The organism is Serratia sp. 2723, from assembly GCF_050434425.1.
Taxonomy (GTDB): Bacteria; Pseudomonadota; Gammaproteobacteria; order Enterobacterales; family Enterobacteriaceae; genus Chania.
On the sequence record NZ_JBNDIN010000010.1, the window covers coordinates 112589 to 132253 of the forward strand.

Consider the following 19665-nt stretch of genomic DNA (forward strand, 5'->3'; position numbering starts at 1 on the left):
GGGGGGCGATCGCCCCCAAAATCATTATGCGTTTTGGCGTGCAGCGGTGATCTCTGCCTGCGGACGCTGAGTACGCGGCGTGGCGTACCAGTAGCCGAGGCCCATAAAGACGGCACCAGAGACCATATTGCCCAGAGTCACCCACAGCAGGTTATGACCGATACCGCTCAGGGTATAGGCTTCACTGTGGTGGCCGAACCAGGACAGGGCAAACAGCGTCATGTTGGCCACCGAGTGCTCGTAACCGGAAGCGATAAACGCCAGCAAACACCACCAGATGGCGATGAATTTGGCCGCGCCTTCAACGCGCAGTGCCATCCAGATTGCCAGGCAAACCAGCCAGTTACACAGCACGCCTTTGAAGAACAGCACTTCTGCCGGGGCGGTGGTTTTTGCCAGTGCCACGGTATGCACCAGGCTGGTATCTATCGGCAGCAGGCTACCGCCGCCGTAATAATACATCAACGCGACCAGCACCGAACCGAGCAAATTACCCAACCAGGTTTGCGGCAGCACGGCCCACATCTGGCTGTGCTTGATGGTACCGGCCTTGACGCCCAGCGTCAGAAACATGGTGTGGCCAGTGAACAGCTCTGAGCCAGCGATGATCACCAGCGTCAGTGCGATACCGAAGGTGGCACCCATCACCAACGGACGGATGGAGGGATCCACCAGATTGCCGAGGGTAAAGATCAGGATGATGCCAAGGCCGACGTAGGCCCCGGCCATAGCGGAACTGATCCAGAAGCCGAGCGGACTCTCTTTGGCCAGTTTGACGATGCGTGCCGCGTTGGCAGCACATTTGTTGATGGTGTCAGTGAACATAGATTTCCCTGGAAATAAATAATAAAAAGTGTGTTTGTAATAAGGGTAATGCCGGTCAGTTAGGCAAAAAGAAACGCCCTCACCCTAACCCTCTCCCACAGGGAGAGGGGACCGATCGAGCTAGTTGATTGCTTAGCGATTTACCTTGCCTTTGTTGTTCTCACTCCCTACTTTCCGTAGCTGCATGGGCTAACTACGTGCTCTCGGCAGCCCCCTCTCCCTTTGGGAGAGGGGGGGGGTTAGGGACGAAGGATTACTTAGCCGCCACCTGAACCAGGCCGTCGACTACCCGGCTGGCGAAGCTGGCCACGGAGCGGCTCTCATCTTCCAGACAGAAACCGTCGTGCAGGCGGAAATGCTGTTTTTTCAGCGGGCTGGCGACCCATAGCTCACCCTGATGCTCGGCAATCAGGCCGCGTGAGAGCACGCTGGCCTGGGCATATGGGTCGATATTGCTGATGGCATACAGCCGTTCGTCGGCATAGGGGCGGAATATCGCCACCTGCTGGGTGCCGATCAGCGCGCACACGCCGGTCGCGGGCAGAATATCGGCGATGGGGCAAACGGTGATCCACTGGCTCATGCGTTGTTCTCCTCGGTTTCCAGCAAGGTAACGGGAATGCGTTCATCCGGGCGTGCGGGGCGATGTTGCTCGCGCTCGGCCACGACCTGAACGTTAGGATCGCGCTGGCTGTTGTTAATAAAGTGAGCGAAACGCACCTGCGATGCAGGATTTTCGACAGTTGCTTTCCATTCGCAGATCACTGCTTCACGCAGGCGAGCAATTTCGGTTTCCAACTGTGCGTTGATGCCCAGCTTGTCGTCGATAATCACCTTGCGCAGATAATCGATGCCGCCTTCCAGGCTTTCCAGCCAGACCGAGGTACGCTGCAACTTATCGCCGGTGCGGATGTAGAACATCATGAAACGGTCGAGGTAACGCATCAGCGTTTCGTTGTCGAGATCGGCAGCCAACAGATCGGCATGGCGTGGTTTCATCCCGCCGTTGCCGCAGACATACAGGTTCCAGCCGTTCTCGGTGGCAATAATGCCGACGTCTTTACCCTGTGCCTCGGCACACTCGCGGGTGCAGCCGGAAACGCCAAACTTCATCTTGTGCGGGGTACGGATGCCTTTGTAGCGGTGTTCAAGCTGCACGCCGAAGCCAACGCTGTCACCCACGCCATAGCGACACCAGGTGCTGCCGACACAGGTTTTTGCCATACGCAGCGCCTTGGCGTAGGCGTGGCCGGTTTCGAAACCGGCGGCGATCAGCTTGCTCCAGATGGCAGGCAGATCGTCTTTCTGCGCACCGAACATGCCGATACGCATCGAGCCGGTCATTTTGGTGTACAGGTTGTATTCTTTGGCAATCTGGCCGACGGCGATCAGACCTTCCGGCGTGATTTCACCACCGGCAGAGCGTGGGATCACCGAGTAGGTGCCGTCTTTCTGGATGTTGCCCAGGAAGTTGTCGTTGGTGTCTTGCAGCGGCGTGTGCTGAGGCTTGAGCACATATTCGTTCCAGCAGGAGGCCAGCAGTGAGCCGACGGTGGGTTTACACACTTCACAGCCGTAACCTTTACCATATTTCGCCAACAGCTCGTCGAAGGTCTTGATGCCTTCGACCCGGATCAGGTGGTACAGCTCCTGGCGGGAATAGGCAAAGTGCTCGCACAGGTGATGGTTAACCTCGATGCCCTGTTTGCTCAGTTCGGCGTTCAGCACCTGGGTGATCAGTGGGATACAACCGCCGCAGCCGGTACCGGCCTTGGTCTCGGACTTGATCGCCGCTACGGTATGGCAGCCCATATTCACCGCTTTGATGATATCGCCCTTGCTGACGTCGAAGCAGGAGCAGATCTGTGCGGTTTCTGGCAGCGAATCTACGCCGATGGCCGGTTTGCTGCCGGCATGGGCTGGCAGGATCAGGCTGTCCGGGTTTTCCGGTAGTTCGATGCTGTTCAGGGCCAACTGCAACAGGTTGCCGTAGTCGCTGGTATCGCCGACCAGCACCGCGCCGAGCAACGTTTTGTTGTCTGCGCTGACGACCAGGCGCTTATAGACCTCTTTGCTTTCATCCAGATAGACGTAGCTGCGGGCGCCTTCGGTACGCGCGTGTGCATCACCAATACCCCCAACATCGACCCCCAGCAGCTTCAGCTTGGCGCTCATATCGGCACCCTGGAAGCTGTTTTCACGGTTCAGCAGATGGTCGGCGGTGACCTGAGCCATCTTGTAGCCTGGGGCCACCAGGCCGAAGGTGCGCTGCTGCCAGGAGGCGCATTCGCCGATGGCGTAAACGTCCGGATCGGAGGTCTGACAGTTATCGTTAATCGCAATGCCACCGCGTGGGGCGGTAGCCAGCCCACATTGGTGAGCCAGTTTGTCCTGTGGGCGGATGCCGGTGGAGAAGACGATAAAATCGACCTCCAGCTCGCTGCCGTCGGCAAAGTGCATGATTTTGCGTGCGCTTTTGCCGCCGTTGATGATTTCGGTGGTGTTTTTGCCGGTGTGGACCTTGACACCCATGCGTTCGATCTTGCGGCGCAACTGGTCGCCCCCCATCGGATCGAGCTGTTCTGCCATCAACATCGGCGCGAACTCGATCACATGGGTTTCCACGCCCAGGCTTTTCAGTGCGCCAGCCGCTTCCAGGCCGAGCAGGCCACCGCCCACCACTGCGCCACGCTTACTGCGGCGGGCGCAGGATTCGATGGCGTTGAGATCTTCGATGGTGCGGTAAACGAAGCAATCCTGAGTCTCTGAGCCTTTGATCGGCGGGACCCACGGATAGGAGCCGGTCGCCATGATCAGCTTGTCGTAATACACCGTGCGGCCGGTATTGGAGTGGATCACTTTCTCTGCGCGGTTAATGGTTATGGCGCGCTCACCCACCAGCACGTTGACGCCCTGTTTTTCATAGAAGCCTTCGCGGACCAGCGAAAGTTCTTCGGCAGTGTGGTGGGAGAAATAGGAGGAGAGGTGTACGCGGTCGTAGGCGATGCGCGGCTCTTCACAAAAGATGGTGATGTCGAACTGGTCTTTGTCTGCCTTTTCCAGCAGATCTTCGATAAAGCGGTGGCCGACCATACCGTTGCCGATAACCGCGAGTTGGACTCTGCTCATTATTGCCTCAAAATTCTGATTTCCTGGATGTACCTTATTCCTCCCAGAAGGCAATTTATTGATACAGGTCAAAGTAGCCCCTATATACCTCTAAGGTGGTATTTCTATGATATTTATCGTTATTTGATAAGCCGTGGTTTTTTCTCAATTTTAGCTGAATCGAGACAGTTAATGAAAAAAGCATTCATTGAGGAGTAGCCAGGGTAAGTAAAGCCAAGCGGTGACTTTGTCAGTCCACCATTGGGTCAGTATGATGAACCAAATAGTGAGCCGAGCAGAGGTAAAAAATGGCGAACAATCCGGTAAAGTTTATCGATAACCTGCGCCTGAGCGGGCATGAAGGGCTGTGGCAGTTGGCCATCGATCAGGGACGGATCGCGCATATCATTCCACAACCTGAGGGGCTGGAATGGCGCAGCGACGTGTTGGACGCCGAGGGTGGGCTGGCGCTGCCGCCGTTTATCGAGCCGCATATCCACCTGGATACCACGCAAACCGCCGGGCAGCCCGCATGGAACCAGTCCGGCACGCTGTTTGAAGGCATTGAACGCTGGGCAGAGCGCAAAGCACTGCTCACCCATGAAGACGTGAAGCAGCGCGCGTGGCAGACGCTGAAATGGCAAATCGCCAACGGCGTACAGCATGTGCGCACCCATGTCGACGTGTCCGATCCTACGCTGACCGCGTTGCGGGCTATGCTGGAGGTCAAGCAGGAGGTCGCTCCTTGGATCACGCTGCAGATCGTGGCCTTCCCTCAGGAAGGGATCATGTCGTATCCCAATGGGGAAGCCCTGCTGGAGGAGGCGTTACGGCTTGGGGCGGATGTGGTCGGGGCCATCCCGCATTTTGAGTTCACCCGCGAATACGGCGTGGAGTCGCTGCACAAGGCCTTTGCCCTGGCACAGAAATATGATCGGCTGGTGGACGTGCACTGCGACGAGATTGACGACGAGCAGTCCCGCTTTGTGGAGACCGTGGCCGCGTTGGCGTTGAAGCTGGAGATGGGCGCCAAGGTTACCGCCAGCCATACCACCGCGATGCATTCCTACAACGGGGCCTATACCTCAAGGCTGTTCCGGTTACTGAAAATGTCCGGTATCAACTTCGTGGCCAACCCGTTGGTGAATATTCACCTGCAAGGCCGTTTCGATACCTATCCTAAACGGCGTGGCATCACCCGGGTGAAGGAGATGTTGGAAGCGGGCATCAACGTCTGTTTTGGTCATGACGACGTGTTTGACCCCTGGTATCCGCTGGGCACCGCCAATATGTTGCAGGTGCTGCATATGGGGCTTCATGTCTGCCAACTGATGGGCTATGGCCAGATCGATGCCGGATTGGATCTGATCACCACCCACAGCGCACGAACCTTGAACCTGGCAGATTACGGTTTGCGTGCAGGTAATAGTGCCGATTTGGTGATCTTACCCGCAGACAGCGGTTTTGACGCAGTACGCCGCCAGACGCCGGTACGCTATTCGATCCGTGCTGGTGCGGTCATTGCGGCCACCCAGCCTGCGCAAACCACGCTGTATCTGAAGCAGGAAGAACAGGTCGACTTCAGGCGTTAGACATAAAAAAGGGTTCTGCGTTGGCAGAACCCTCATGGGGAAAACTAGCAGCAGTTAGTGCGTGGTATGCCCATGGTTGCGGTGCTTGGTTACAAAACCGAGCAGCAGACACATCACAAACACGGCCAGATACAGGCCGTTGGCCGTAGTCAGCGCGGCATGGACTCCGCTGCTGGCAACGATCGGGCCGGTGACTACGAAGGTCAGCATAGTGCCGATGGTGCCGCAGGTCAGGATAAAGTTGACCAGTTTCGGTGAGGAAACCCTGGTTTGCTGAGAACCGAGCGTGATCAGCGTGGTGTAGATCGCGCTGGAGACGAAGCCCAGAGCCATGATGTAGTAGCTCAGGTACTCAGGATTATCGGTGCTGATAAACAGGTACATGGCACCCGTTGCCAGCGCAGCCAGCACGGTGACGATGCGTTGCAGGTCAAAGAAGCGCAGCACGAAGCTGAACACCCACATACCGATCATGTAAGAAGTCCAGAAATTGCTGACCACCTTGCCCGCCTGGTCGATATTCATGCCGAAGGTTTTGGTGGCGTATTCCGGCACCCATTGGATAAAGCCCAACTGGCCAAGGATGTAGCACAGCGCGGCGATAGCCAGGAACAGCACTCCGACACCCCATTTCTCTTTCACCACCGGCTCGCTGCTTTTCTCCCCGTTGTTACCCAGAACCGGGAACTCGGAGCACAGCGTCAGCACGAAGATGGCCAGGTACAGCAACCCGATACAGGCGTAAACCCAGTACCAGCCAATGCTGCGTGCCAGCAGCATCGCGGCGACGATCGGGAAGATCATCCCGGCCATGCTGAAGAAGGAATCGGTAAACAGCAGGCGTGAACCGCGTTGGCGGCCAGCATACATATGGGTGATCAGGAAGGTGCCGATCGACATGGTGATACCGCTGACCACGCCGAGTACAAACATGCACAGCGAGAACAGGGTCAGGCTTTTGCCCACCATCAGCCCGGCGATGGCCAACAGCATCAGGATAAAGCCAAAGATCAGCTGACGTTTCAGCGGAATGATTTCCATCAGCCAGGCATTGAGGAAGATTGAAATCAAAATACCCGCGTTAAGGAAGGTAAAGGTATTGCTCATGCTGGAAACCGGCAGGTTGAAATACTCTGCGATGTTTCCCATCACCATCCCTGTGACGATCACTAATGCACCGGTCAGCGCATAAGAGAAGAAGCTGATCCAGGTTAGCCGGATGCGGTTGCTGTCATTCATGTATATAGGCCTGATTATCTTTGTTGTGGTTTATACCCGTGGGCTGTCAGGTCGTAACCTGAGATCCCTGGGGTTTAAAGCTGGCATAAGGCCGCAGGTTTTCCTGGTAAAAACTGGAAAAGATCCCGATCAGGCCACCAGGAGGCGGATCCTAGCATAGACAACGGGAGTTTTTGTGATATGCATCGATTTTTTGATGCAAGCAATGAACGGTTATTAAGTTTTATGTGATCAACTACCGAGCGTGGCGATCGAATCGCGCTGGACGATCTTCGGCTCAAAGCTCACCGGCGCGGTCAGTGGATCTATCAGCAGGCGAGCGGCATATTGCGCCATCTCGGTAATGGGGAAATGCACGCTGGTGAGCGCCGGGCGGACAAAAGGCGCTCGCTCGCCGCTGTCATAGCAGATCAACGAAATATCCTGCGGTACGCGCAGATGACGTTCATTGATCGCCAGCAGGGCACCCATCGCCATTTCTTCGTTGCAGCAGTAAATCGCCGTAGGCAGCACTTTGCTACGCAGCAGTTGATCGGTGCACCGGTAGCCGCTTTCCAGGTCATACACCCCTTCCGGGCAGCCTAGCGGTTGCAGGTTGGCGGCCTGCATCGCATTGAGGAATCCTTGTAACCGCAGTTGGCTGGAGGCTCGCTGGGCTGGGCCGCTGATACAGGCAATGCGCCGATGGCCCGCGTCGATCAACTGCTGGGTAGCAAGCTGGCTGGCGTAAACGTGATCGAAGGTGACACAGCGATCTTCCAGGCCCGGGACCAGGCGATCCAGCAGCACAAAGGCGTGCTGTTCGGCAGCCAACTGGCGTAGCCGATCGTCGCTGAGGCAGCGCACGTGCAGGATCACGCCGTCGCAACGCAGGCTGAACAGGCGTTGGATCGCCAGCAGTTCATTTTCTGCACTGTTACGGCCTTGGGTCACCAGCAGCTGTTTACCGTTGGACTCGGCCTCGGTTTGGACAAAATCCATCAGGGCACCAAAGAAGCCGCCTCGGTATGAGGTGGTGACCAGGCCCAAGGTGTTGCTTTGGCTGGATGCCAACGCCCTGGCCGCCGGGTTGGGGGTATAGCCCAGTTCGGCCACCGCCCGTTTGACCTTCTCGCGGGTGAGCGCTTTGACCTTGTTGTCGCCGTTGACCACGCGTGACACAGTCGCGCGGGATACGCCCGCTATCGCTGCGACATCTTCCAGTGTCACCATTTTGCTGCTCCTGATTACGGGCTTATCCCCCACTTGATCAGATTACAGGAGATAAGTGGGCCCGGCGAGCCGAACCCAATGTTGATGGTTATGCGTTAAACTGCGGTAAATAGGCTTTATTCACCTCCAGCACCTCTGCCAGCAGCGGCTGGGCAATTTGGGCGTTGGCGACCAGGGGATTGGTGACCAGTGCCAGCAGCCCACTGCGGCGATCGCCATGCACGGCGGCCTCTATCGTCAGGCGTTCATAGGCTTTAACCTGCTGGGTGAGCGCATGCATCGAATCCGGCAGTTGGCCAAACGTCAGCGGATGGGCGCCCTGAGCATCGACGATACAGTTGGTTTCTATCACAGCATCGTCTGGCAAACCGCGAATAGCGCCACGGTTTGCGGTATTGACCACTAATTGCGTGCCGAGATTGTTGTGAATGGCACGGATCAGCTCCAGCGCCACTTCGGAATAGAAGGAACCGCCACGGAAACTGAGTTGCTGGGGCTTGCTGTCGAGATGTGGGTCTGCATACAGCTCGAACAACTCCTTCTCTACTTTCATGACCTGTTCGGCACGGGTACCGCGTTCGGCAGCAGCGGCAACCTCTTCTGCCAGCATCTCTTTGGTCTGGTAGAAATAGCGGTGATAAGGGCAGGGGATCGCCCCAACGGCGCGCAGGAACTCCGGCGGCCAAGGCTCTTCCTTGATGTTGTTCATGGTCAGCGCGGCACCGTCACACAGCATGTCGATCACTTTGCCGGTCACGTCCTTGCCGTTTTGTAGCACCTGGTGGACCCACACCATGTGGTTCAACCCGGCGAATTGCAACTGTACCTCGGCGTAAGGGGCCTTCAGCATATTGGCGATCATGTGATGCATGCTGATCGGCACGTTACACAGGCCGATGATTTTCGCCTTGGTATAGCGCGAAACGGCTTCGGTCACGATCCCGGCCGGGTTGGTAAAGTTGATGATCCAGGCATCGGGTGCCAGCTGTTCTACTTTGCGGGCGATATTCAGCATCACCGGAATGGTGCGCAGCGCCTTGGCAAAACCACCAACGCCGGTGGTTTCCTGGCCGATCAACTGGTATTTGAGACCCAGGCGTTCGTCGGCTGCCCGGGCTGGCAACTGACCTACGCGAAACTGGGTGAGTACGAAACTGGCACCGCGAATGGCCTCGTCCAGGTCGAAATGCACGCTGACCTTCACTTGCTCCAGGCCGTTACGGGCCAGCATACGCTGGGTTAATGCGGCAATGATCTCGACCTTCTCCCGGCCAGGCTCAACGTCCACCAACGCCAGCTCGGTCACCGGCAGCTCTTCAATTCGCAGGATCAGGCCTTCCACCAGTTCCGGCGTGTAGCTGCTGCCGCCGCCAATAATAGCGATTTTTAATGAACTCATGAGCGGGCCTCCTGCTGTGCCTGACGGCGATAAAGTTCGATCATGTCATCGGCCAGATCCTGGATGACCATGGCGTTCATCAAATGATCCTGCGCGTGCACGGTGATCAGGGTGATGGCCAGTTTGCCGCAGCCTTCGTCCATGCCGATCAGTTGGGTTTGAATGCGATGGGCCTGTTTCACCGCCTGCCTGGATTCGGCCATATGTTCGGCGGAGCCGATAAAATCACCGGCACGGGCCTGTTGCAAAGCCATCAGCGCGCTGCTGCGGGCGCTACCGGCAAATACCAGCAGCTCCATAATGGTGCTTTCAAAATCCTGGCTGACTTCAGCCATCAGTTCAGTCACGTTATCTCTCCTGTTACTGCGCGGCAGCGGCATTACTGGCTTCGCGTTCAGCCTCGGCCTGCTCGTGTTCCTGCGCCAATAGTTGTTTTTCATACACTTTGAAGAACGGCAGCCAGATCGCCAGGTCTATCACCATCAGCACCAATACCAATACGGCGGCACGGATATCCCAGGAGGCGGAGATCATCGCTCCCAGCGGTGCTGGAGCGGTCCAGGGGGCCATCGCCACCATTTTCTCAACCATGTCCCAGTGCAGGGCGAAATAAGCCAGAGTGGCGTTAACCATCGGCACCACAATCAGCGGGATAAACAGCGTTGGGTTCATCACCACCGGCGAACCGAACAGCAGCGGTTCGTTGATATTGAACGCCGCCGGGACTACGCTCAGCTTGCCGATGGTGCGCAGATGAATGGAGCGGCTGCGCAGATAGAGGAAGGCCAGCACCAGCGTGGAGCCAGAGCCGCCAATACAGACATAGAATGACCAGAATGGTGCGGTCAGCGTTTGGGTCATGGCGGCACCGTTGGCGACCAGCGCGGCGTTGGTCGCCAGGTTAGCCATAAAGATCGGGTTCAGCAGGCCGGTCACGATGTTGTCGCCGTGAATACCGGCAAACCACAGCAGGTTGGCAATCAGCACCGCCAACAGGATGGCTGGCAGCGTATCGCCAACGGAAATCAGTGGCTGGAATACCTGCATAATTGCGGCTGGCAGCAGCAGTTGGAATTCGCTCTGCATCAGGAGGCTGGCGGGGTAGACCGTCAACAGAATGCCTACCACCGGATACAGCAGTTCAAATGAACGAGCAATGGCGGGGGGAACCTGCTCCGGCATGCGGATGGTGATGTTGTACTTTTTCAGCAAGCGGATCAGTTCGACCGACCAAATGGCGCAGATCAGGGCGGTGAATACTCCCTGGCCACCCAGGAAATCGAGGGACATTTTGTTGTCGACCTGTGGCGCAGAGGCCAGCAGGAATGCCATCAGCGACAGCAGCGCGGCGGTCAGGGCGTCCATTCCGTAGTGCTTTGCCAGACTGTAGGCGGTACCGATAGAGACAAATACGCTCATCAAACCCATGGTCATAAAGAACGGCATGGTGATGGTGTCCCAGTGCTTCTTGGCGAACCCTAACCAGGCTTGTCCGAAGCTGGAGGTGGTGGTCGCGTCAAACGGCGGGTTGGCGACGATCAGCATGATACTGCCGACGATCAAAAACGGCATGGCGCTGATAAAACCGTCACGAATGGCAATAATATGGCGCTGGCTACCGATCCGGCCGGCCAGTGGTGCGATATGGCTTTCGACCACGCGCATCAGGGAAGCGTATAGGCTCATGGGGTTCTCCGCGGCGTCAGGCGATCAGGCTGAGGGCTTTGTCTAATACCTTGTCACCGCGCATAGTGCCGTAATCCATCATGTCGATGACGGCAACCTGCAGGCCATGCGGCTCGGCAAGCTGGCTGAAACGGGCCAGTTCGTACTTCACCTGTGGCCCCAACAGCACCACGCTGGCGGTTGGTAACTCGGCTTCGAAATCCGCAGCCGGTACCGCCACAATCTCCACGGCCAGTTCGCGCTTTTGCGCTTCGGTTTGCATGCGTTTGACCAGCATGCTGGTGGACATCCCTGCGGCACAGCACAGCACTATCTTCTTCATTATTGCTCTCCAATATTATTATGCTTATAAGCGCTAATGAGAGCGCTCTCATTTGTTTAGCCTAGCTGGATCGCAGAACCAAACCGGGATTTATGTCGCAAAAAACGATGAAGGGCGAAAATGGGCAAATAATGCGTGATCGGCTTGGCAAAAATCAGTACGGGGATCATACTGTCGGCAGGAAAAAATCGGGCGCAGTAAGAAACGTCCGGCAATTGAGTAAATATAGGTAAATGGCTGGCGCTGCCGGGCGCAGCTCTTTAGAATTAAAGCGCTTTCCGTTGTTTGTATCTCAAAGAAAGGACCCGTTCATGTTCAAACGTACTTTAGTGACCTTCGTTGCGCTGTGTTCCCTGACAGCCATGGCACCTGCCGCATTAGCCGCCGGTGAGACCCACGTCATGCTGACCACCTCGGCAGGGAATATTGAATTGGCGCTCGACAGTCAGAAGGCACCGGTCTCAACCAAGAACTTTATCGACTACGTGAACAGCGGTTACTACAACAACACCGTTTTCCACCGCGTGATCCCGGGGTTCATGGTTCAGGGCGGCGGTTTTACTGCGGATATGCAGCAGAAAACCACCAATGCGCCGATCAAGAACGAAGCCGACAACGGCCTGCGTAACCTGCGTGGCACCATTTCCATGGCACGTACCGCCGATAAAGACAGTGCCACCAGCCAGTTCTTCCTGAACGTGGCAGACAATGCGTTCCTCGATCATGGCCAGCGTGATTTTGGCTACGCGGTATTTGGCAAGATCGTGAAAGGGATGGACGTGGTAGATAAAATCTCCCAGGTGCCAACCGGTAACGTGGGCCCTTACCAGAATGTCCCTAGCAAACCTATCGTGATCCTGTCAGCCAAAGTGCTGCCATAAATCGCCCAAGCCGGTCCCTGCCTAGGGGTCGGCCTGCTTTTCCCTCTCGAAGCTTTGCCTGCATCACTGTTTTTTTCGACCCCGCGTGATTTAATTGCCCACCTATAACCAGACCGGATACCCGGCACTTTGTCGATCACCCCGTTGTTCAGGATGAGCCGTTTTTATGTACGAATTTAACCAGGTTTTACTGCTGCTACAGCAGATGTGCGTGTACCTCGTTATTGCCTATTTACTGAGCAAGACGCCGCTGTTTATTCCGCTGATGCAGGTGACCATCCGCCTGCCGCACAAGCTGCTGTGCTACGTCATTTTCTCGGTGTTCTGCATTATGGGCACCTACTTTGGCCTGCATATTCAGGACTCCATCGCCAATACCCGCGCTATCGGTGCCGTGTTGGGCGGGCTGCTGGGGGGGCCTTCCGTCGGTTTCCTGGTTGGCCTGACGGGTGGCCTGCATCGTTATACGCTGGGGGGCATGACAGACGTCGCCTGTGCGATCTCCACGGTGGCCGAAGGGCTGGTTGGCGGCATCGTGCATAGTATTGCCATGCGGCGCGGGCGTATCGATCTGCTGTTCAACCCGCTGTTTGTTGCCGGGATTGCGCTGGTGGCGGAAGTGCTGCAAATGGCGATTATCCTGATCGTCGCGCGTCCGTTCCCTGAAGCTGTGCTGCTGGTGGAGCATATCGTCCTGCCGATGCTGATCGCCAATACCATCGGTGCCGCCATGTTTATGCAGATCCTGCTGGATCGGCGGGCGATGTTTGAGAAATACACCAGCGCCTTCTCCTCCAAGGCGTTGAAGATTGCCGAACGTACCGAGGGTATCCTGCGCCAGGGGTTTGACCAGGAAAACAGCATGAAGGTGGCGCGGGTGGTCTATCAGGAGTTAGGCATTGGTGCCGTGGCGATCACCGATCGCGACAAGCTACTGGCCTTTATCGGCATTGGTGACGACCACCATCTGCCGGGCACGCCGATCTCCTCGGTCCACTCCCATCGCGCTATCGATAACAACGAAGTGGTGTATGCCGATGGCAACGAGCTTTCTTACTGCTGTTCCATCAACGGCCATTGCAAGCTGGGCTCGACACTGGTGATCCCTTTGCGTGGTGAAAATCAGCGGGTGATCGGCACTATCAAACTGTATGAACCCAAAACCAAGCTGTTTAGCACGATCAACCGCACGCTGGGGGAAGGGATTGCCAGCCTGCTGTCGGCGCAAATCATGGCCGGGCAATACGAGCGCCATAAACAGCTGCTGGCCCAGTCGGAAATCAAACTGCTGCATGCGCAGGTGAACCCGCATTTCCTGTTCAACGCCCTGAATACACTGGTGGCGGTGATCCGCCGCGATGGCGACCGGGCCTGCGAACTGGTGCAGTATCTGTCGACCTTTTTCCGCAAAAACCTCAAGCGTTCCGACGATGAGGTGAGCCTGGCGGACGAGATTGAACATGTGAACGCCTATCTGCAGATCGAAAAGGCCCGCTTTGCCGATCGGCTGGAGATCACCGTTTCGCTGCCGGAAGAGTTGCTGGCGGTACGTTTACCGGCGTTCTCGCTGCAGCCGATTGTGGAAAATGCGATCAAGCACGGTACTTCCCATCTGTTAGGGATTGGCCGTGTCGATATTGGTGCCCGTCTGGAAGGCGATCATTTGCTGTTGCAGGTGACGGATAACGCCGGGCTGTTCCGTCAGCAGACCGGTGGCAGCGGGTTGGGGATGAACCTGGTCGATCGGCGTATCCGCGTACGCTATGGTGAAGATTATGGCGTGCAGGTCACCTGCGAACCTGAAGCCTATACCTGCATCACCCTTAACGTTCCCTTGGCGAGGGCTGCTTGATGTTGAACGTACTGATTGTTGATGACGAGCCCTTTGCCCGCGATAACCTGCGCCACCTGCTGGAAGAGGAAGAGGGCATCACCATTATTGGTGAATGCGCCAATGCCATTGAGGCCATCAGCCAAATCCACCGCTTGCAACCGGACGTGGTGTTCCTGGACATCCAGATGCCGCGTATCAGCGGACTGGAAATGGTTGGCATGCTCGATCCGAACCGTATGCCCTACATCGTGTTTCTGACGGCTTATGACGAATACGCGGTGCAGGCCTTCGAGCAGCATGCGTTTGATTACCTGCTGAAACCGGCGGAGCCTAATCGGCTGAATAAAACCCTGCAGCGCCTGCATCAGCGCCGTGCTCCACAGAATATTGCGGCGTTGGAAGAAAGTGCGGGCTACCTGAAATATATCCCCTGCACCGGCCACAGCCGGATTTACCTGCTGCGTTTCGACGAGGTGATTGCCATCCGTTCACGCTCGACCGGGGTGTACGTGGTACGCAATGACGGCATGGAGTGTTTTACCGAACTGACGCTGCGCACACTGGAAGGCCGTACGCCATTGGTGCGCTGCCACCGGCAATATCTGGTGAACCTTGAGCAGGTCAAAGAGATCCGTTTTGAAGAAAGTGGCACGGCGGAAATGATTATGTCGGTGGGGGAGCCGGTACCGGTCAGCCGTCGCTATCTCAAATCGCTGAAAGAAGAGCTGGGGTTACGCGGATAATCTTGACAGGTACTGTTTGGCATAAGGACTGTTTGGCATGAGGGACTCTAACGTGCTACAGATTGACTTCCGCGTTTGATATCGGCTCGGCATCAGCTCCCTCTCCCTAAAGGAAGCGACTGGTTGCACGTTCAACGATATGGTTTGGCATGAGGGACTCTAACGTACCACAGATTGACTTCCGCGTTTGATATCGGCTCCGCATCAGCTCCCTCTCCCTGTGGGAGAGGGTTGGGGTGAGGGGGCCTTTGTGTTTATCCTTGACGGGTTTACGTTGCGCTTATAGCCTTGATGATATCAACGGGCGCATTCGCGCCGTACAGGGTTATAGGAACAGAAAATGAGTGAAGCACGGATTATTGCCAAAGCGATGAAAGACGGGAAACCGGTGCAGGATCTGGTCATTTTGCCTGCCCTGGCAAACCGCCACGGGTTGATCACTGGGGCCACCGGTACGGGCAAAACGGTCACCCTGCAAAAGATGGCGGAGCAGTTCTCGCGCATTGGCGTTCCGGTTTTCCTGGCGGACGTTAAAGGCGACCTGTCGGGCATTGCGGCCGAAGGTGTTCCCTCCGAGAAGTTGCAGGCGCGGTTAGCCGCCATTGGCGTTACCGACTGGCAACCCCAAACCTGTTCCATGATCCCTTGGGATATTTTTGGCGAAAAGGGCCATCCGATCCGCGCCACCGTTTCCGATCTCGGCCCGCTGCTGCTTGGCCGCCTGCTGGATCTGAACGAGGTGCAGAGCGGCGTGTTGCAGTTGGTGTTCAAGATCGCCGATGACAACGCCTTACTGCTGTTGGATATGAAAGACCTGCGGGCGATGGTGCAGTACGTAGGGGATAACGCCAAACAGTTCCAAACCCAGTACGGCAATATCTCTTCGGCCTCGATCGGGGCGATCCAGCGCGGCTTGCTGACGCTGGAACAGCAGGGGGCCAATCAGTTCTTTGGCGAGCCGATGTTGGATATCAACGATCTGATGAGAACCGACGCCAACGGGCACGGTATCATCAACCTGCTGGCGGCGGATAAGCTGATTAACCAGCCGAAGCTGTATGCGGTGTTTTTGCTGTGGCTGCTGGCGGAGCTGTTTGAGCATTTGCCGGAAGTCGGCGATCCGGAACAGCCAAAGCTGGTGTTTTTCTTCGACGAGGCCCACCTGCTGTTTAACGATGCGCCACCGGCATTGCTGACCAAAATTGAACAGGTGGTGCGCCTGATCCGTTCCAAAGGCGTGGGCATCTACTTTGTCACCCAGAACCCGCTGGATATCCCAGACAGCGTTCTGGGTCAGTTGGGCAACCGTGTTCAGCACGCGCTGCGTGCCTTTACCCCTCGCGATCAGAAAGCGGTGAAGGCTGCGGCTCAAACCCTGCGTGCCAATCCAGACTTTGATGCGGAAACGGCAATCACCGAGTTAGGTGTGGGCGAGGCATTAGTCTCCTTCCTGGATGAGAAAGGGCGGCCGAACGTGGTGGAGCGTGCGATGGTGATCGCACCGGAATCAAAAATGGGCATGCTGGGGGCTGAAGGGATGAACAGCGCCATCAATAAATCTCCGCTCTACGGGCGCTATGAAGATATGGTGGATCGTGAATCAGCCTATGAAAAACTGGCCGCAGGCGGTTTTGCCACTGTGGGGACGCCGCAGCCTGGGCAGCCGGCTCAGAAACCGGCCGCAGGGCAGGAAAATGGCGGTGGTTTGATGGGCGGTTTGAACGAGATCCTGTTTGGTTCCACTGGCCCGCGCGGTGGTAAACACGATGGCATCGTACAAACTGCTGCCAAGAGCATGGCTCGCGATCTGGGCCGCCAGATCCTGCGCGGCGTTTTAGGCTCGATCATGGGTGGCCGTAAGAAGTAGGTCTGCGATTCTTTTGTGGGGCGCAGCATATACTCTGCGTCCGTTTAGCTTTGCCAGCGCTTTCAAGCCTGGCAGACTACACCACCCGTACGCAGCTTGGCAGTCAGAGCAGGTTTCGCAGACAGTGTCTGCGAAATGGCTTGCCTCACAAATTTCTCTGATAGCATCTGAGCAATTTCCAGACCAAGGCCCTAAAACTGCTCAAGATGCTGGGTGTGAAACTGGATGATTGAGCAAGTTATTAAATCAACACCTTAAGCCCATGTTTCAGGACCACGGTAAGTAACTTCAACGACAGGCCACTGGGGCGTTTTGCGCCGCTTTCCCATTTTTGGACTGTAGAAACGCTGGTGTTCAGATAACGGGCAAAGACTGGCTGGCTGACATTGAGATTTTCTCGTAATGCTTTTATTTCAAGTGGTTGAAGATCTTTGACGTTGCTGATGCAGGTTTGATCGAAGCTACGCATTGTCTCCTGCGGGATGGCATCGACGCTGAAGAACCCAGAAGCTGCACTATGGATGGCTTCAAACGCAGGACTTTTGAATTTACTTTTTGCAGTCATGACAAATCTCCACCAGCTCTTTATTTGTAATCAATGCCATAATCTTTTCATCTGTAAGTACCGCATAGTACTTTGCCAACTCTCGAAATCCAGCAGGTTCACGTTTATCGATGTTGGCCATATCCTGTTAAGCATACAGGAACGTGTAAAACCAATGCACTCCGCCTCCGAGGTCATCGGCCTTCCCTTCTATCACTGCGTCAATAGCCCGACATAATTCCCTATCTTTGATGCCATGAGATTCGGCCGTTTTGGCAAACCATTTGGTTTTAAATACGCGCATTAGGTTGACATCCTGTTACCTTAACTATAGCACTTGGTGCTATATTACTCTTTTTTGGCTGATTCAACGTTTTCAAATCAGCAAAACTGGCCGTCTTTATGGAGGACTGTTCGAACGTGGCTATAGGTGTAACGGCGAAGGTTAGATAAACTCGGCTATCTAGCTATTTGATACGGGCGACCGTAACGATCCTTCACACTAAGTTCATTTAAACATGCTGCTGCTGATCGATAACTACGACTCTTTTACCTACAACCTCTATCAGTACTTCTGCGAGCTGGGTGCAGAAGTGCTGGTGAAGCGAAACGATGAACTGCAACTGGCCGATATCGAACGGCTGGCACCGCAGCATCTGGTGATCTCCCCTGGCCCCTGTACGCCGAACGAGGCGGGCATCTCACTGGCTGCCATTCGCCATTTTGCCGGTAAGCTGCCGATCCTTGGGGTTTGCCTCGGCCATCAGGCATTGGGCCAGGCGTTCGGTGCCGACGTGGTTCGTGCCCGGGAGGTGATGCACGGTAAAACCTCTGCCATCCGCCATAATAATCTCGGCGTGTTCAAGGGATTGAATAATCCGCTGACCGTCACCCGCTACCATTCGCTGATCCTGGACGCTGCCACATTGCCGGAGTGTTTTGAGGTAACGGCCTGGAGCGAACGTGACGGCGAGCGGGATGAGATCATGGGTATCCGCCATCGGACGCTGGCGCTGGAAGGCGTGCAGTTCCACCCGGAGAGCATTCTCAGCGAACAGGGGCACCAACTGCTGGATAATTTCCTTGGAAGTTAGCCGTTAGTGGTTTTTTAAGCTTGCCCTTGGTTGGTTTTTTATGCATATTTTGTGATTATATTTTCACTTGATAGTTAGCCGTCTGGAGCCAATAATGACCGAAAGAACCGCAGTCACCCGTAGCACCTTTGATCAGGTTATCCTGCCTGTTTATGCACCCGCCCAGTTTGTGCCGGTGAAGGGCAAGGGGAGCCGCGTATGGGATCAGCAGGGGAAAGAGTATATCGACTTCTCTGGTGGCATTGCGGTGACTGCGCTGGGGCACTGCCATCCGGCCCTGGTTGAGGCTTTAAAGCAACAGGGTGAAACCTTATGGCATACCAGCAACGTATTCACCAATGAGCCAGCGTTGCGTTTGGCCAGTAAACTGATCGCAGCCACCTTCGCCGACCGGGTATTCTTCGCCAACTCGGGAGCGGAGGCTAACGAAGCGGCCTTCAAGCTTGCGCGTCATTACGCGATTACCCGCCATAGCCCGTATAAAACCAAGATCATCGCGTTTAATAATGCTTTCCATGGCCGTACGCTGTTCACCGTTTCCGTGGGTGGGCAGCCAAAATATTCCGACGGCTTTGGGCCGAAACCGGCCGATATCGTCCATGTGCCTTTCAACGATCTGGCCGCGGTGAAAGCGGTGATGGACGATCACACCTGTGCGGTAGTGATGGAGCCTATTCAGGGTGAAGGGGGCATTACCGCTGCCGATCCCGTCTTCCTCAAGGGCGTGCGTGAACTTTGCGACCAACATCAGGCGTTGCTGGTATTTGATGAAGTGCAAAGCGGTATGGGCCGCAGCGGCAAGCTGTTTACCTATATGCATTACGGCATTACACCTGACATCCTCACGACAGCCAAAGCGCTGGGCGGCGGTTTCCCGGTGAGTGCGATGCTGACCACCGAAGAGATCGCCTCGGTGATGCAGGTTGGCACTCATGGTACCACCTACGGCGGCAACCCACTGGCCTGCGCTGTGGCAGAGGCTGCGTTGGACGTTATCAACACACCGGAGGTGCTAAGCGGTATTGAACAGCGTCGTGGGCTGTTTGTTCAGGCTTTGCAGGAGATCGGTAAGAAATACGATGTGTTCAGCGATATTCGTGGCATGGGGCTGTTGATTGGTGCAGAGCTGAAGGCAAACTATCACGGCAAAGCGCGTGATTTCCTCACCGCCGCCGCCGCACGTGGCTTGATGATCCTCAACGCCGGGCCAAACGTGATCCGTTTTGCGCCTTCTCTGGTGGTTGAGCTGAAGGATATCGATGAAGGTATGGCGCTGTTTGAGCAGGCCGTGCAGGATGTGATTAAGGCTTAAGTCATTC

17 protein-coding genes and 1 pseudogene are annotated in these 19665 nt (G+C 55.9%); 7 read left to right on the top strand and 11 right to left on the bottom strand.

Annotated elements, in window-relative coordinates; genetic code table 11:
• Positions 1 to 24 precede the first annotated feature (24 nt).
• From nirC to nirB, 3 genes are all read right to left on the bottom strand, one after another.
• Entirely contained in the window at positions 25 to 825 is an 801-nt protein-coding gene (nirC, locus tag ABIE29_RS15940; RefSeq protein WP_429619708.1) for a nitrite transporter NirC, read from the bottom strand.
• Between the two features lie 253 nt (positions 826 to 1078).
• Positions 1079 to 1408, bottom strand: a complete 330-nt coding sequence (gene nirD / locus ABIE29_RS15945; RefSeq protein ID WP_429619709.1) for a nitrite reductase small subunit NirD — start codon at positions 1406 to 1408, stop codon at positions 1079 to 1081.
• On the bottom strand, positions 1405 to 3954 hold the full coding sequence (gene nirB / locus ABIE29_RS15950; protein ID WP_429619710.1) for a nitrite reductase large subunit NirB: 2550 nt from the start codon (positions 3952 to 3954) through the stop codon (positions 1405 to 1407). The genes nirD and nirB overlap by 4 nt, the downstream gene beginning before the upstream one ends.
• Positions 3955 to 4241: 287 nt before the next feature.
• Between nirB and ABIE29_RS15955 the strand changes: the two genes are divergently transcribed.
• Positions 4242 to 5525 (top strand): cytosine deaminase, encoded by a 1284-nt coding sequence (locus ABIE29_RS15955; protein WP_429619711.1) that lies wholly within the window; start codon positions 4242 to 4244, stop codon positions 5523 to 5525.
• Positions 5526 to 5579: 54 nt separating this feature from the next.
• Here ABIE29_RS15955 and tsgA read toward each other — a convergent pair whose 3' ends face one another.
• The 6 genes from tsgA to ABIE29_RS15985 form a co-directional block, all read right to left on the bottom strand.
• Entirely contained in the window at positions 5580 to 6764 is a 1185-nt protein-coding gene (gene tsgA, locus ABIE29_RS15960) for an MFS transporter TsgA (RefSeq protein ID WP_429619712.1), read from the bottom strand.
• Positions 6765 to 6995: 231 nt separating this feature from the next.
• Complete coding sequence (locus ABIE29_RS15965) at positions 6996 to 7976, bottom strand: LacI family DNA-binding transcriptional regulator (protein WP_429619713.1); 981 nt, start codon at positions 7974 to 7976, stop codon at positions 6996 to 6998.
• A gap of 88 nt (positions 7977 to 8064) precedes the next feature.
• Positions 8065 to 9375, bottom strand: a complete 1311-nt coding sequence (locus tag ABIE29_RS15970; RefSeq protein ID WP_429619714.1) for a 6-phospho-beta-glucosidase — start codon at positions 9373 to 9375, stop codon at positions 8065 to 8067.
• The gene (locus ABIE29_RS15975) at positions 9372 to 9710 is read right to left on the bottom strand and encodes a PTS lactose/cellobiose transporter subunit IIA (protein ID WP_429619760.1); all 339 of its coding nucleotides are present in this window, start codon (positions 9708 to 9710) and stop codon (positions 9372 to 9374) included. The genes ABIE29_RS15970 and ABIE29_RS15975 overlap by 4 nt, the downstream gene beginning before the upstream one ends.
• Before the next feature lie 25 nt (positions 9711 to 9735).
• Positions 9736 to 11061 (bottom strand): PTS sugar transporter subunit IIC, encoded by a 1326-nt coding sequence (locus tag ABIE29_RS15980; RefSeq protein WP_429619715.1) that lies wholly within the window; start codon positions 11059 to 11061, stop codon positions 9736 to 9738.
• 16 nt (positions 11062 to 11077) lie between these two features.
• On the bottom strand, positions 11078 to 11383 hold the full coding sequence (locus ABIE29_RS15985; protein ID WP_429619716.1) for a PTS sugar transporter subunit IIB: 306 nt from the start codon (positions 11381 to 11383) through the stop codon (positions 11078 to 11080).
• A gap of 311 nt (positions 11384 to 11694) precedes the next feature.
• Between ABIE29_RS15985 and ppiA the strand changes: the two genes are divergently transcribed.
• The 4 genes from ppiA (at position 11695) to ABIE29_RS16005 (ending at position 16708) form a co-directional block, all read left to right on the top strand.
• A complete protein-coding gene (ppiA, locus tag ABIE29_RS15990) occupies positions 11695 to 12264 on the top strand; it encodes a peptidylprolyl isomerase A (RefSeq protein ID WP_021181682.1) in 570 nt (189 codons plus the stop codon).
• A 166-nt stretch (positions 12265 to 12430) separates the two neighbouring features.
• Positions 12431 to 14116 carry a LytS/YhcK type 5TM receptor domain-containing protein gene (locus ABIE29_RS15995; RefSeq protein WP_429619717.1) on the top strand — a complete coding sequence of 562 codons (1686 nt, stop codon included), beginning with the start codon at positions 12431 to 12433 and terminating at the stop codon, positions 14114 to 14116.
• Positions 14116 to 14841: a two-component system response regulator BtsR gene (gene btsR, locus ABIE29_RS16000; RefSeq protein ID WP_429619718.1), complete on the top strand. Its 726-nt coding sequence runs from the start codon at positions 14116 to 14118 to the stop codon at positions 14839 to 14841. Before ABIE29_RS15995 ends, btsR begins: the two co-directional genes overlap by 1 nt.
• Before the next feature lie 340 nt (positions 14842 to 15181).
• Positions 15182 to 16708, top strand: coding sequence for a helicase HerA-like domain-containing protein (locus tag ABIE29_RS16005; protein WP_429619719.1), 1527 nt, complete (start codon positions 15182 to 15184; stop codon positions 16706 to 16708).
• Positions 16709 to 16949: 241 nt separating this feature from the next.
• On the opposite strand, the gene ABIE29_RS16010 is transcribed toward ABIE29_RS16005, so the two are convergent.
• Both ABIE29_RS16010 and ABIE29_RS16015 read right to left on the bottom strand, forming a co-directional pair.
• Positions 16950 to 17273, bottom strand: a complete 324-nt coding sequence (locus tag ABIE29_RS16010) for a helix-turn-helix domain-containing protein (protein ID WP_429619720.1) — start codon at positions 17271 to 17273, stop codon at positions 16950 to 16952.
• Positions 17257 to 17556: pseudogene (locus tag ABIE29_RS16015) on the bottom strand (type II toxin-antitoxin system RelE/ParE family toxin). Before ABIE29_RS16015 ends, ABIE29_RS16010 begins: the two are co-directional and overlap by 17 nt.
• 214 nt (positions 17557 to 17770) lie before the next feature.
• On the opposite strand from ABIE29_RS16015, the gene ABIE29_RS16020 reads away from it, so the two are divergent.
• Entirely contained in the window at positions 17771 to 18346 is a 576-nt protein-coding gene (locus ABIE29_RS16020) for an aminodeoxychorismate synthase component II (protein ID WP_429619721.1), read from the top strand.
• Between the two features lie 94 nt (positions 18347 to 18440).
• Positions 18441 to 19658, top strand: a complete 1218-nt coding sequence (argD, locus tag ABIE29_RS16025; protein WP_429619722.1) for a bifunctional acetylornithine/succinyldiaminopimelate transaminase — start codon at positions 18441 to 18443, stop codon at positions 19656 to 19658.
• Positions 19659 to 19665 lie beyond the last annotated feature (7 nt).

Bases quoted from the DNA above. Each gene is read 5' to 3' on its own strand.
- nirC (WP_429619708.1), bottom strand. From the start codon at position 825: ATGTTCACTGACACCATCAACAAATGTGCTGCCAACGCGGCACGCATC.
- nirD (WP_429619709.1), bottom strand. From the start codon at position 1,408: ATGAGCCAGTGGATCACCGTTTGCCCCATCGCCGATATTCTGCCCGCG.
- nirB (WP_429619710.1), bottom strand. From the start codon at position 3,954: ATGAGCAGAGTCCAACTCGCGGTTATCGGCAACGGTATGGTCGGCCAC.
- ABIE29_RS15955 (WP_429619711.1), top strand. From the start codon at position 4,242: ATGGCGAACAATCCGGTAAAGTTTATCGATAACCTGCGCCTGAGCGGG.
- tsgA (WP_429619712.1), bottom strand. From the start codon at position 6,764: ATGAATGACAGCAACCGCATCCGGCTAACCTGGATCAGCTTCTTCTCT.
- ABIE29_RS15965 (WP_429619713.1), bottom strand. From the start codon at position 7,976: ATGGTGACACTGGAAGATGTCGCAGCGATAGCGGGCGTATCCCGCGCG.
- ABIE29_RS15970 (WP_429619714.1), bottom strand. From the start codon at position 9,375: ATGAGTTCATTAAAAATCGCTATTATTGGCGGCGGCAGCAGCTACACG.
- ABIE29_RS15975 (WP_429619760.1), bottom strand. From the start codon at position 9,710: ATGGCTGAAGTCAGCCAGGATTTTGAAAGCACCATTATGGAGCTGCTG.
- ABIE29_RS15980 (WP_429619715.1), bottom strand. From the start codon at position 11,061: ATGAGCCTATACGCTTCCCTGATGCGCGTGGTCGAAAGCCATATCGCA.
- ABIE29_RS15985 (WP_429619716.1), bottom strand. From the start codon at position 11,383: ATGAAGAAGATAGTGCTGTGCTGTGCCGCAGGGATGTCCACCAGCATG.
- ppiA (WP_021181682.1), top strand. From the start codon at position 11,695: ATGTTCAAACGTACTTTAGTGACCTTCGTTGCGCTGTGTTCCCTGACA.
- ABIE29_RS15995 (WP_429619717.1), top strand. From the start codon at position 12,431: ATGTACGAATTTAACCAGGTTTTACTGCTGCTACAGCAGATGTGCGTG.
- btsR (WP_429619718.1), top strand. From the start codon at position 14,116: ATGTTGAACGTACTGATTGTTGATGACGAGCCCTTTGCCCGCGATAAC.
- ABIE29_RS16005 (WP_429619719.1), top strand. From the start codon at position 15,182: ATGAGTGAAGCACGGATTATTGCCAAAGCGATGAAAGACGGGAAACCG.
- ABIE29_RS16010 (WP_429619720.1), bottom strand. From the start codon at position 17,273: ATGACTGCAAAAAGTAAATTCAAAAGTCCTGCGTTTGAAGCCATCCAT.
- ABIE29_RS16020 (WP_429619721.1), top strand. From the start codon at position 17,771: ATGCTGCTGCTGATCGATAACTACGACTCTTTTACCTACAACCTCTAT.
- argD (WP_429619722.1), top strand. From the start codon at position 18,441: ATGACCGAAAGAACCGCAGTCACCCGTAGCACCTTTGATCAGGTTATC.